Source organism: Acinetobacter sp. ABJ_C1_1, from assembly GCF_044684115.1.
In the GTDB taxonomy this organism is placed as follows: Bacteria; Pseudomonadota; Gammaproteobacteria; order Pseudomonadales; family Moraxellaceae; genus Acinetobacter; species Acinetobacter nosocomialis_A.
The window spans coordinates 396,017-410,420 of the sequence record NZ_JBITPU010000001.1; the positions used below are offsets into that span (position 1 = coordinate 396,017).

The 14,404-nt window shown below is 38.5% G+C and carries 3 protein-coding genes; all 3 read right to left on the reverse strand.

Translation table 11 applies throughout. The annotated features are described in order from the left end of the window. Nucleotides 1–55: 55 nt before the first annotated feature. On the reverse strand, nucleotides 56–370 hold the full coding sequence (locus tag ACG59Z_RS01990; RefSeq protein WP_191011901.1) for a hypothetical protein: 315 nt from the start codon (nucleotides 368–370) through the stop codon (nucleotides 56–58). Beyond that, nucleotides 371–12,412: a hemagglutinin repeat-containing protein gene (locus ACG59Z_RS01995; RefSeq protein ID WP_400197726.1), complete on the reverse strand. Its 12,042-nt coding sequence runs from the start codon at nucleotides 12,410–12,412 to the stop codon at nucleotides 371–373. Nucleotides 12,413–12,475: 63 nt separating this feature from the next. Then, entirely contained in the window at nucleotides 12,476–14,233 is a 1,758-nt protein-coding gene (locus tag ACG59Z_RS02000; protein ID WP_400197728.1) for a ShlB/FhaC/HecB family hemolysin secretion/activation protein, read from the reverse strand. Nucleotides 14,234–14,404: the final 171 nt, after the last annotated feature.

Sequence of the window (14,404 nt, forward strand, 5' to 3'; positions counted from 1 at the left end):
TTTCCATTACATTACTTCTCAGATTATTGCTTTATTAACAAACTCATTAACATAGTTATATTCTTACATCTCCATTTTGCATTAAAATAATATTTTCAGAACCAAATCTTTCTTTTATAATTAGCGCAACCTTAAAAATATTAGAAGTTGCGCTTTTATTATTTAAAGAAATTAAAAAATCAGCCTTGAATGAAGCTGGAATTCCAACATCTTCAACAGCTATTTCTTTTTCATACCCATTTAAATCATCAGCCTCATAAATTATAAAGTCATAATTAAAATAACTAGGAAATTCAAACTTTATAATCTGATTAATTTTATCTGTTTCCTCTTTAGTGAAAGCACTATAAGCATGTATATGTATACTCATCTATTTACCTAACTTCATTTCAATTGGTTTTCCAGCTCTATCAATAATAATAACTTTTTCCAAACCGATTATTGGATACTTATCAAATTGTTTAATAACCTCATTAACCTCTGTTTTGGATCCCTTAAGATTGACAACAATATTAGGTGCTTGTTCTTTCTTAACTTTTTTTCCTACTTCCGACCAGATATTTCTAACATTAGAAGATGTTGGTGCATAATTATCCCATATTTCACCATTTATTAAATAATCAGGATTTCTTCCATTTGATAAGGTAGGTGGATTCTGCTCCACTTTTTTTCCATAGTTTGCGAGTATCTTTGCACTTTCATTTTCACGAGTAATAGCATTTTTTGTTACCATATCATCTTTTGAATGTATTTTTGTTGGTGTCCCTAATAAGTTTTCTTTCCCTATTAAAGGTACATACTCCTGTTTACCACTTGGTTTGTTGCTCCATACATCGTTATCACGATAAATATTATTTTCCTGAATTGTTTTTGAATCACCTATAGTTTTAACTCCTTTGGGTACAAATGCTCCTGTTATCATACCAAAACTACCTACTGCATCTAATGCAGCAAATGCTCGATCAACCATATCTAACTGTTGATTCGTTAATAATGATGTACCTGTCTTAGAGTCATGAAGCCCTTTTATTAAATTTGCTAATGGTGCAGCTAATGCTCCACCCTGTGCTATAGATTGCCCAGTTTCAAGTTCTTTAATGGAGTTAATAACTTGATAATTTAATGGTAGTAATTTTGCTTTTAGCACGCCATTTTCATTAACCACTAAATATTGTAAACCACTCCCAATTATTTGCCCCTCTTTGTAAGTAGTTCCATTCAATACCAAAATTTGAGGTGCATTTTTCATTGCATCTTCTGCATTATTGGTTAAAACCATGTTTATACATTGAATGTGAGTACAATTTCTTAGAGCATTAAAATATTCAGTATTTTTCTTAGCATCATATTTTTTTCTATCTGCTGTTAAAATTGCATATAGGTTATCCTCCACCGCATTCTGCGCAACCTGCCCACTCTGAACTGTAGAACCAATATCACCCGTCGTTGCTCCAACTGCACTACCCGCCAAACCTACAATAGAACTAATTGTAGATTTCTGATCTGCTGTAAGGTCTTTAGCATCTTTTCCATACAAGAAACTCGATAATACTGGTGCCGCTGCCTCTGCTCCTCCTGCTGAAAGTCCCGCAGTCAACGCATTATTACCACCAGCCGCGGCAACTGCTGCACCAAGGACGGTATGAGCTAAAATATGTGCTGCTTCCTGACCACTAGTGAGTTGACCATTTGCATTATTATTTGCTTGTTCTTTGAAGTATTGACCAATCTTATAACTTGCCGCTGGACTTAAGGTTGCAGTCGCTATACCTAGACCTGAACTTGTTGGAGCTGACAAACCTGTTGATATACTGTCTAGTAATATGCCTAGTCTTTGATAATTTTCAACTTTGTCATTATAAGCATTCAATTGGTCTTGCTCTTGTTTACTTAAGCCTAGACCTTGTTTTTGCTTGTCTATAATAGATTGATTTTCTTTTTTTGCATCATCAATCTTCTTATTGATCTCAGCTTTTGCTTCCTGACGGTTCGCATCAAAGTTCTTCGTTACGTCCATCTGCAAATTAATTTCACTTTGAACTTTATCTTTATCAAAGTTGTTTTGCAGTGCTCCACTATTCTCACGTGCTGTATCTGTAGTTACAGACGTCAATATCTCAGATTTAATCTGTCCGGCAGTTTTACCTGTTAACACTTGCTGGCCTTGTTCATCTCGAATTGTAATGTTTTGGGTATTCACACCACTCTTGGTCACACTACTGTCTTTATCACTGTCTAGACCAAACCCAACAGATTTACTTACTCCTACTGTAGTTGAAGCGTGTTGATCAATTTTGTTTGGTGTCGAAAGTACCGTGCCAGGTTCTTTGTTACCTGCCGTACCACTTTTTCCGGCATTAAAACCACCACCTACAGAAATGCCCTTAGCATCATATTCAGTCACGTTTTGAATGTTAGAAGATGTTAAAGTTCCTGTATCTAGACTATTTTTCTTCAAGTTCTCAGCAGTCTGAGTCGACGTAATAATTGCACCTTTCAAGTCAGTGTTTTTATTTACCTTAATCTGGTAACCGTCGTCGCCTGCAAATACACCTGTCTGCTCATTTACAGATGCATAATTGGCATCTACATTAGAGTTGCTAAAGCTTCCAGATACACTACCCCCACTAAAACCTACACTCACTTGTGCTGACATATTCTGTTGTTTGCTCTTATATGTCGCTTTGTCCTGTAAGCTTTCAACATTTAAGTTATCGGCTTCAATCTGTACACCTTTACCTTGTACTTGTCCGCCAATAATATTCGTCGTTTTTCCGCTTGTTATCGTGGTTAGACTATCTTTAGAACCCACATGGCTATTCACATAACTTGTGTCGGTACCATTACTCTTTCCTTTACCCAAGTTACCGCCAGCCGTTACACCAAAACCGGTTTGGTTACTTACAGTAACTCCGGCATTCCAGCCTGCACTTTCATTTTTACTTTCTTCAATATGGTTTTGTTCTGCTGCTTTAATATTAACATTGTTGTCGGCAGCCAAGCGTGTGCCTTGTTGTCCCAACACATCTGAACCAATAATATTAATATTCGATTGATCCCCTGCGCCTGTGGCCACAATAGATGTACGTCCGCCAGCATTGACCTGACTTTGACTCGCAGTGGTACTTTGTGAATGGCTTGTTTCAGTATTTTTCTGTTCACCATAAGTCAGGCTAACACCAACTTCTACACCACCATTGAGTGAACCTGCATTTGATAATGCACCTTGTAATGAACTTAAAGCCTGTCCAGCCTTATAAGCATCAAAGCCAGCATTGGCTGCTGCCATTGCGTTCACACGATCATTCTTGCTTTGACCAACCTGCTTAGCAGACACCGCTACACTTTGTACAGCCGAGACTACGGGAACATTTACCGCAAGTGTTAAACCTTTCTGTTGCATCTCATGCTTATAGTCACTTGTGCTTTGTTCTTTAGCAGCTTCAATATTGACTTGTTGCGCCAATATATTCACATCGCCTTTCTGTGATGAAACGGTACTTCCCGTTTGCTGATAGGTCTTGCCCGCTACAATACTGGTATTACCGTTTAAGCTGCCCACCTGAGAAGCACTATTGGTGAGTTGTTGCTCGGTTTTTAAAGTAGTTTCTTGTTTTTTACCTAAACTAAAACCAATACCCCCCGTAGACATAACACCAGAGTTTTTAACAACACTATTGGTTTGACTGTTGTATTGGTTCTGAGCTCCCTCAATATTTGCATTGTCTTTGGCTTGAATCTGCGTCAACTCATCAGAAACAACATTGCTGCCACGGACATTGATATTTCCTGCATCCAATAGCACCTTTTTGCCTTCAACAATGCTACTGACCGCAACATCTGAACTACGATGGCTAAAGTCACTGGTTGTAGAGCTACTCAGCTTACCTTTCTTACTAAAGCTTGACTGATCTTGTTGATCAAGTTTGTTTCGACCTTCTTCAATCTGTAGCTGTTCTTTAGCCTGTAACGCAGTTAAGCCTTCTGAACTACTAATTTGTGAACCATGAATCTGAATATTATTGCCTTGTAAGCTTAAATCACCTTGGCTCTTAATCTGACTGCCAACTTCGACTTGTCGTGTATCTAAATGATAAGCTTTTGAGCTACCCACCACATTGTTGGTCACTTCCGTATTCAGGCTACCGACTTTAAGGTCACCGCCAGTACGAATAATACTTCGTCCACCGCTGTTATTCTGGATATTTGCAGCCAATATGCGAGTATCACCACCCACGTTCATCACCAAGGTTGGCTGATCGCTCAACGCTTGCTGTTGTGCTGAACCGACATAAAGACCAGCAATTCGATCTATTCCTGTCCAGCTATAGTTGCTCTGGCCTAATGCATTTTGGTTGCTCTGTGTAGTTGACTGAATATTCAGGTTACCTTTTACCTGCAAATTCATGGCTTGATCGGCCTGAATCATACCGCCAATATTATTTAAATCTTTTTCAGTACCAAGGCTAACTACACCACCACGGATGTTTCCAGCAAGGTTGTTTAAATTTTGGCTATTAATTTGAACAACTTGTCGTCCAGCAATTGTTCCCGCATTGGTCAAATCTTTATTTAAATTGAGCTGAATACTATCGGCACTAATTAAAGTTCCATCGCCTTTTAAGTCACCTACACGCGCTTTAACATAAACTTGCGGGACTAAAGCTTTGGTTTTTGTACCATCTGGTAGGGTAGTTTCTTTTTCTACTAACCAAACAATATCGCTGCTTAATTGCGCCATTTGTTCAGGAGTGAGTGCAATACCAGGGCGTAAGTTGTACTGTTTTGCATAGCTCAGCCCATTGTTCATGAGCGCTTTATATTGCTCCTCATCAGAACCATATCCTTGTAAGAAACGGTAACCGGTCAGTTGAGCAACTTGGTCCTGTACCATACGTTGTTCATAGTAACCATCACCCAATCTTTTTTGTTGAAGCGCTGGGTCAAGTCCTAATGCATTCAACATATAATCTGAAGATAACCAGTTGCGATAGTTACTAAACGCTGGATCTGTTTCAACAAGGTAGTTAGCACGGCTGTCTGGATTTTTACTATACAACGCATTATTCGGAACTTTAACGTTAGCGTTGTTAGTACGAATTTCAAAACCACTACCATCAATCTGTGTTGTTTGTCCCTGAACAGATGTCGCCTTAGTATCAGTGTTTTGAATTTGATCGACTGCGCTACTACTCATAGCTTTATGATCGGTAGTGTTTGCCCCAACTACGCCTTTAAGCTGTGCCTGACCTGTTTTAATTTCATTTGATTGAATACGATCTGTTTGAGCTGTAGTTTGTTGAACAGTTTCTGTTTGATTAACCTGTGTATTTTGCTGACCAACAATATTGGAGTCATGGTTTTGACTAAGTGCCTGTTCAGTCAAATTGTCTTTATTGACTTGCTGGGTTTGGTCTTGCACTTTAACAGGCATCGCACTGGTTGGATTTTCATAGATAAATAAATCCACCCCTTTGGTAACATCTGCTGGGTTATAAGCTTGTTCAGCAGAAGCCCATACTCTATCGTGCCCCTTGCCCCCATAACTTCCATAACTCGGTGTTACCGTTCCTTCTTCATGCGTAATTTTAGGACCTTTGGCATCGACATTGTGAATTGCGTTTGCATCTCCGATCAGCTTTTGACCCACCATAATTTGGCTTTTGTCATTATTAATTGTGCCTGTGAAACTTAAATTACCCCCTGCACTGATCACAGCAGGTGCTGACTCATCTGCTACAGTCGTTGTCGTAGTTTGGGTACTTTTCACATTTTCATAATGGTCAGTACTATACAGTTGTCCGTTATAAACAACATAGCCTTTAAACATGTTGCCGGCTGAGCTATCGTCATAGTTATTTACAATGAAGAAATAACCATCAGGACGACTTAAATAATCCTGCATCGTTGCGTTGTCATAGGAAGTCACAAGCTGTTGTGCAGGCTTTAATTTAGTAAATAAATCTGGATTCTGGCTATAGATTTCCTGAGTAATTAAGGACTGAGGACCAGGGTTATACCATCCGGCACGCGAATCTGAAATATACATATTCCAGTAATCCAGTTGCTCTGTGGTCTGCTGTTGTTTGGTTGTAAAAAAGACATTCTGGTTATTAACAATATCAGCATTCAAGTTGATATTGCCATTCGCATTAATTACAGAACTTCGGTTATTGACTTGCTGCGCAGTTCCTTGAGCATGCCACTGTGAGTCAAGCGAACCTCCTATACGCAAGTCTCCCATGGCAATAATTTGCGAACCACTTTGATGATTTAGGTTATTTTCCAGATTGTTTAAAACCTGTACGCCCAGATCCAGATCACCTCTTGAGGCAATGACTGGCGTTAAACCATTGAGGCTTTGGTTATTTAAAGTATTCGCCTGAATTGCAATATGGTCACCATAAATACGTCCGGCAATATTATTGAGTTGGCTTGCCTTAGCATATGTATTTGAACCATTAATGAGTCCATAGTTATTGAGTACGCCTACAGCTTCAAGTTGTGTTTGCTGACTTTCCAAACTGCCATCTACAGCATTTTCAATTGTATTTGCTGAAATAGATAACTGTCCGTTGCTTTTGATTGCACCATGATTGGTAACTTTACCCTTAGAGCTAAGGTTTAAATTTCCCTGTGCCTGCAACTGACCTTGAGCATCTTGTACATAATCATCATTGAGCTGAAGATTTAACTGTCCCTGACTTAAGACCTTACCGTCGCCTGTTAAACCTTTGGCCAGAATATTTAAACCTGCAGTTGATGAGCCTTCTTCACCTGCAATAATAGTCCCTTGCTGATTGTTTACGATTAGACGGTTATTATCTTGCTGACCTTGTATTGTTAATTGATCAAGACTACTAATTAAGCCTTTGGTGTTATTTAAATTATCTAAAATATTTAAATTAAGTTGCTGCTCAGCAGAAATGCGCCCAGCACTATTATTTAAAGTACTAGCAGCTATTTCTATTTGCCCTGCCTGAATACCTTGGTTCTGGTCATTGTTTGAATTATCAATATTTTGACTAACAATTTTGACTTGCTTTGCAGCACTAATGAGGCCCTGCTGACTATTATCGAGTTGGCTTCCACTCATTAGGCCTGTATTTAGACTAATGTTCTGATTAGCACTGATTTTGCCTTTCTGATTATTAATCGTACCTGCTTGTCCAACACTGTCGATCAGTAAGTCTTGTCCACTGGCTAACAAGCCCGTATTACTGTTATTCACCTTAGGCGCTTGAATGGTTAATCCATTGCCAGCAATGACCTGACCTTGTTCATTATTTAATTCTGATGTTTGTAAAACGACTTGTCCTAAAGATTGAATACCTTGGGCCAACTCTGGCAAGGTAGCATTTAGATAGGTTTGTCTGTTATCAATCAGTTGCACGGCGTTTATACCAAGATCACCCTGTGCAGTGATTAAACCTTGCTGATTGTTCAGACCATTGGTACTAATCTGTAATGTATTACCGCTATTAATCTGCCCATTTTGGTTATTCAGGTTCTGCTGGTAAGTATCAATCTGAATTTTGCTTTGATCACCTTTAGTACTACTAATCAAGCCTTGTAGGCTATTATCAAGCCCCTGTACATCGAGGTTAATCGCTTGATTCGCCTGAATCTTACCACTCTGATTATTGAGTGCTTGCTGAGTCGTCTGGATATTTACGCCCGCATCTACCGACCCAATTTGACCCGCTTGGTTATTCAAGGCAGCACTTTGAATCATTAATTGTTGTTGTGCTGCAATTAATCCCGCTTGGTTACTTAAAGTGTTTTGGCTATTAAGCTGAGCATTTTTTGCAGCAAGAATTTGTCCCTGACCGTTCAAAATGTCTTGTGCATTTACATTGAGATCACCACTAGAACGAATATTTCCAGACTGGTTATCGAGTCGTGATGTCGTGTTGAGATTAAGACCTGCTGCGCCTGCGGTCACAATACTACCCGCATTGTTTTTTAACGCATCAGCCTGAATTTCAAGATTATGATTTGTCTGAATCTTGCCATTACTATTATTTAGAAGGTTTTTAACAATTAATTGGTTAACAATATTGTCTTGTGTTCCAGCCTCAACAATTTGACCCGCTTGATTGCTAAGCTGCTGTGTAGTGATGTTAAAGCCATTAAAGCTAAGTAGCGTTCCAGCGTCATTGTTTAACTCAGAACTATTCGTTTGCAGACTACCAGCAGTTTTGATATTGCCCTGATTATTATTGAGCGTATTAGCTATAGCGAGTATAAGTTGGCTGTCTGCTGTACCAGATTGGATGAGACCATTCTGGTTATTTAAATTATTAGCATTTATTTGTATTTTTTGGCCTAGACTGTCAATTTGCCCGTTTTGATTGCTTAAATCACCTGTCAACAAAATTTGAGTGTCATCTAAACCTGTTTGCTGGATATGTCCTGACTGGTTATTTAAGTCTTTTGCATTAATTTGAACTTTATTCGCCTTTAAATTGGCTTGTTGAGTATCTAGCGTATCTGGAGTAACAATATTAAGTCGCTGAGCTGCCTGAATCGAACTTTGTTGAGCACTCAATTGACCAGATTTACTGTTGAGTGAAATATTTTTTGCTTGAACAAGACTTTGGTTTAAGACATGACTCGCTGCCTGACTATTTAAATCACCGCCCGCGATCAGTTGTCCCTGCGCATTGATAGCGCCTGTAGCATCAATGTTAAGATTACCCTGATTTGCTAATGAACCATCTGATTTTAAACCTGCAATAATGTTCCCTGCAGAAGTCTGCGTAAGTGTAGCCGTCTGTATATTTAAGTTATTTTGAGCAGCTAACTGTCCAGCATTTTTAAGATTTTGAGCGACTTTCAGTTGCTGATTTTGACCAGCATAAATCAGACCACTATTGTCTAATAGCCCAGTCTGAACATCTATATTTTGTGCTGCCTGAATAATACCAGCTGGCTTAGCTTGCTCGACACGACCATTAATCAACTGACTATTAATATTGAGTGATATATCACCAGTTTTAGCAGCAATCACTCCTGAACTATTATCTAAGTTTGATGCAGAGAGCTTGATATCCTTAGCTTGTATCTGCCCTGACTGGTTATTAATTAACTGATCTGTTGTAAGCTCAAGCGCATTAGAACTAATTATATTTCCTTGTTGGTTGCTTATTCCTTTTCCGGTTTTCAATGTAAGTTGACCTTCACTCACAATGTTACCCAGATCATTCTGAATATCGTTTTGGCTGACAATATTTAACTGTACTGGTTGTGAGGTTGCTTCATTTTGAGTGACTAAGATATTCCCACTTTGGTTATTAAGCGAACCTGTTTGAATGTCTAAGCTATGATTACTTTGTAATACACTTCCTTGATGTTGATAGTCACCATTTACATGGATTGAACTTTGTCCATTTGCGGCACTAAACAGCATTTCACCATTACGGTCAGTCAATTGGTTGGCTTGAATATTGGCTTGAGTAGCAGACACTTTTGATTGGTCTAATAGTGCTTGATCGGTTGTAAGCTTAAGTGCACCATTAGTTCTCAATTCAGCCTTTTGAGCATGGATATTTTGTATATCCATATTTAAGCCAGCTTGTCCCGAATGCAGGATCACACCAGAGTCACTATTGAGTCCCTGTGCTTGAATATTTAACTGATTTGCATTTGTGAGAATACGGCCTTGCTGGTTATTAATAATTCCCTGAACTATTAAATTCAGGTCATCTGTCGCAGTGTGCTGAATCAAACCTTGTTGGTTATTAATATCTTTCCCAATGTTCAGATTCAATTTTTTAGCAAGAATTTGACCACTTTGGTTAATTAAACTTTGTTGATTTTGTACTGCATTTAATTGAATAGAGTCAGCCTGTAACACACCAGACTGATTATTTATATCTCCATCACGAGCTGTAATATTTATATTTTGAGCTGCTGCCGTTCCTTGCGATAAATCTACATTTGCCCCATCTAAATCAATATTACGGCTTGCCAGTAGTTTTCCGTGATGCTCAAGTGCCTGCTCTGTTTTAATATTTAAATCCGCTTGAACATTTTGATCTTGCTCACCTTGAGCATTGATACCGACCGCAATAACACTTTTTTCATCACTAACAAGACGCTGACTCGTTAAATCAATATTACCGTAGGCTGAAAGAACGCCTCCTTGCTGTGTCATAACACCTGTATTATTAATTTTTAATTGTTGATCAGCACGAATATAGCCCTGATTGGTGAGTTGTTGACTATCAATTTGCAGATTTTCATGACTAGATAACGTACCGTTGACTGCATTATTTAAAGATCCAGTTTGAATTTTTAAACTTTGGTCAGCATAAATCGTTCCAGATCCGTTATTTAAAGCCTGATCTTTGTTTTGAATCGTAATATTTTTTGCAGAAATTTCACCTTGGTCGTTATCTAAACCAAAAAGCGAACTATCCAAGTTATTATTAGTGACTATTTTTCCTTTCTGGTTATTCAAATGACCTGAAAGATTAAGTTTTAATAATTGTTCAGCCTCCAGATCACCCCCACTGTTGTTTAGGCCCAATCCCTGTAAATAAAGTTCAGACGAACTCGCGATCTGCCCCGCTTGATTTAGAATGTTTCCGCTCGAGATCATACTAATATTATTCAAGGCATTAATTTTACCGCCTTGGTTATCAATCGACTGGCTATTTACATCTAAAGAAGTGAGTGATTGCAGTAATCCTTGTTGGTTACTAAAACTTGAGGTTTGGATATCAGCACTTTTAACCGTGAGCTCACCTTGGTTGTTATTAAAGCTATTCCCTTTAATATGAATAGCACCCAAATTAAGTTGACCGCCTTGGTTATCTAATCCATTTTGGCTGTCTAAATCTACACCACCATTGGCAATGATCGCCCCTTGGTCATTATTTAGTTGTTCCTTAACATGAATATAACCTTGATCATAAGTTTTTGGGGTCGTATCTATTGGAGTGGCAACTTCTAAACTTCCGCCATCTTTGGATGGATCAGTTGGAACTGTCGGAACACTACCACCTGTCGATCCACCCGTACCGCCACCTGTGGTATTTTTGGCAATTCCGATTTTACCACCAAGGTTTGTCATTGAACCCGACTTTAAATCGAATCCTTGCAAACCTGTTTGTTCGATAGAACCACTATTTTTTAGACTACCCGCATCAATAACAACGCGAGCAGCATTCAAGGTGCCACTATTACTTAAACTATTCTGTTGATTAAGATGTAACTCATCTGCACTACTGATTAAACCAGAGTTATCTAGACTTTGACTCTCAACTAAAATTTGTGAAGTTGCGCTACTTACATTACCCGTATTTTGAATATTTTGAGCTTTCAGCTGTACCTGATCTTTATTCGCGATCAAGTTACCATTATTGACCAAATCACCATTTGCATTCAGCGTAAGCGTACTTTGAGTACTATTTATCGTACCTGCGTTACGTACACCTAGTCCTTGCTCTGTTCCCACCAAAAAGATTTTTCCGGCATACATCCCACCCAGTTGGCCTACATCTAAAGCAAAGTTTGGCGGAGGTGTGGTTGTAGCTGCTGTCGTTGCCGTGATTTGAGGAGCTACTTGGTCTTTGACTTGAATATCATTTTGTCCAAGTACCGTATTAAGCTCATTTGCATATAAGCCTGCATTCACTTTTAAAGCACGCGCATAAATATCTGTATAGGGAGTTAAACTTCCATTTAAACCTTTACCTTCAATCGTGACCTGTCCCTCGCGGACGCGGAATGATTCAAGATAACCTTGGTTCATTACCGCTTGACCCGTGGTTAAAGTAAAACGGTCTGCGTTAATCACACCACAGCCATCACAGATCAAACCAGATGGATTCGCAATAACAACTTGTGCTTGTTTTCCAGCAACCTCAATATAGCCTTTGAGTTGACTTGGATTATTACTATTCACTTCATTCAAAATAACTTTGGCTTCGCCTTTTGCGAGCCATGGGTTACCTTGTACCCAGCCCCCTAATTGGGTTTGGGTGTTATTACGTGAGTTATTTAAAATGGCGCCTTCTTGCCCCACATCAAACTGAGTATAGGTATTACGTGACACACCACCTGCGCTCGGTGTTTGAATATTGACCTGAGTCGTGCCATTTGCGCTATTTAAAATAGTTGGTTGCTGCGATGTAGGCGCACCTTTATCAGCAATAATCTGAGTTTCAGCCACACTGCTCATTGGTAAGCTAATCACCAATGCTCCCAAACAACCAATTACAGCAAAATTAAGTAGATTTAGTTTTTTATAATGAATAGGTAGAACCGAATCTATAGTCGAATCTGTTCCCACTTGTCCCTGACTTTGCCCTGCTTGCTTGGTTTTACTTTTTACAATTTCAGCAACAGCAATAAACATACCGCGAGCATGGCTAAAAATAATACGATAACGGTTCTTATTCATTCTAAAATCTCACTAAATCTTTTTTTAATAAAGTTGATTAAGTTCTGGACCTTTAAACTTGAATTAATAGGTCCAATTCACGCTAAATCCAGTCGTGTAATCATCTGTTTCGAAGTGATCTGGCTTTTTCAAAGGCGCACCCACAAAAGCGTCATAATTCAAACGCAAGGGAGCAATTTGTCCACGCAACCCGATAACTGCACCTAATAAACTCGTGCCTGGTAAAGGATTCGGATAATGTGCAGTTTTTCCACCAACCTCTCCGTAATCGATACCTGCATACCAAGAGTGTGGCTTATTCATAATTGAGCCACTCAGTTCATTGCGAACTAAAAAACCATTATCGGCCAATAACGTTTGCTCACCATCAAAACCTCTTACGGTATAACGGTTTCCAATTGAAAATCTATCTTGAGGTGTTAAAGGTTGATTGCTGTGTTGAGTACGCCATTCAGCTAAATATTGCAGATTTTGTTGCCCAACTTTGAAAGGCACTTGTAAGCTGGCATTGACCTGTAAAATCCCGACATGTGTATAAGCTTCACCAAAGTCTTCTTCTGGTGCCCTCATTGCATTCAACCAACCTGTACCACGTTTATAAGTCACATTGCCGCTTAAAGTGGCATTGGAAAAATATTCGGTATGGTCAAAAGTTGCTTTCCAGCCTGCAGTTTTACGGCGCTGTACCTCAACTTCTACATCATTAATATAATTTTGTGATTCACGGTACCATCCACCAAAACCTATAGCTGTTTTACGGTGCGCATCCCGATAAATTACTCGTGATAAATCTGCATTAATGAGTTCGCTTTTACCGCTATATTGATAAGTTTCACTACTTCCAGCGACTGTTTGCAAGTAGTTAGAACGACTATAACTAGTTGAAAATAACCAATAATCAAATGGAATGGTATAGCTTGCATAAAAACCATCTGTGCCATGTTTACCAGAGTTTCCACCACCTAAATCATGGTTATAACTGATATAAAATAGATCATTTAAAGTCAGCACATCATCAAGTGATAAAGTTGCTGTGCCTTGATATTTTCCAGTCGCCTCACTCCCTGAATCATCAATCCCTATATGCAAGCGATAAGGTTTAGCCTGTTGCCAAGCCAAAACCACATCACTATAGCCCGGTTCTTTTTTTTGTTCTGCTGGTTGGATTTTAAAGTCAGCTTCAACCGTTGGCACTCGTTTAAAGTTTTCTAAACCTTGCTCCATATCACGAATATTTAAAAGCTCACCCGACTTCATCGGTAAAGCATTCCATAAATGTGCACGTCTAGAAGTACCCTCAGCAAACTTAATCTGATCCACTCGTCCCGGAATAACACGAACACGCACCGTACCGGATGCAATATTTTGCTGAGGAAGCAAAACTCGTGTTGTTACATAACCGTTTGCTATAATTTTATTTTGTACAAGATCAAGGGCTTGGTTTAGTCCATTTACCCCTAAACATCTTCCAATAATATTGTTCTTACCAGTAGTAATCACATTAAAAGTAGAAATGAATTGATGGGCTTCTTCACCTTCTAAAAGTATTTTTTTAATTTCAAAACAAGGTGTTTCACTGTTAGAACGTAAATATTGTAATTGCTGAGCTGAAATCTTATTTTGTTCTTGCCCTAGATTGACGTTTACATCTGGTTGAATTTGTTTTTCTAAAGCACTATCACGTTGCTGTTGTCGAATAGTTTGGTCAGCCTGAATTCTCTGACGAATAGGATCATCCGAGTCCGCAGCAAAACTTAGGCCCCCCGTTAGTGATAAGCAGATGAATAAGACACTTTTATTAAATTTGTTATAGTTCAACATATAAAATTAAACCGTGATTAATATCAACTTAATTTTATTTTAACAAAACCTTAACAAAGTGGAAGCATTTTTTATACAGATTTGTCTGTATGTAAAATAAATCTTATTTTCTTAAATCTTACTTTTATAAGATATTAGTTTTAAATCACAATTTATTTATAAAAATCAGTT

Excerpts from the sequence above, each read along its gene's own strand:
- ACG59Z_RS01990 (WP_191011901.1), bottom strand. The coding sequence starts at position 370 with ATGAGTATACATATACATGCTTATAGTGCTTTCACTAAAGAGGAAACA.
- ACG59Z_RS01995 (WP_400197726.1), bottom strand. The coding sequence starts at position 12,412 with ATGAATAAGAACCGTTATCGTATTATTTTTAGCCATGCTCGCGGTATG.
- ACG59Z_RS02000 (WP_400197728.1), bottom strand. The coding sequence starts at position 14,233 with ATGTTGAACTATAACAAATTTAATAAAAGTGTCTTATTCATCTGCTTA.